General features: G+C 56.4%; 1 pseudogene. It reads left to right on the forward strand.

Annotation, left to right across the window (positions count from 1 at the left end):
* Positions 1-264 (forward strand): annotated as a pseudogene (locus KVT28_RS25350) (ATP-binding cassette domain-containing protein); the annotation flags it as partial.

Genomic DNA, 264 nt, shown 5'->3' on the forward strand with positions numbered 1-264 from the left:
GCAGGCGCAGAGCCGCATCAAAATGCTGGAGCGCATGGAATTGATTGCGCCAGCACACGTCGTTAACCCATTCAGCTTCAGTTTCCGCGCGCCAGAAAGCTTGCCGAATCCGTTGCTGAAGATGGGGCGCGTTACCGCCGGTTATGGCGAACGCATCATTCTCGACGCCATCAAACTCAACCTTGTGCCGGGTTCACGTAATGGGCTGCTGGGCCGTAACGGCGCGGGTAAATTAACGCTGATTAAACTGCTAGCCTGTGGGCT

This window comes from Pantoea sp. GbtcB22, assembly GCF_019091025.1.
In the GTDB taxonomy this organism is placed as follows: domain Bacteria; phylum Pseudomonadota; class Gammaproteobacteria; order Enterobacterales; family Enterobacteriaceae; genus Pantoea; species Pantoea leporis.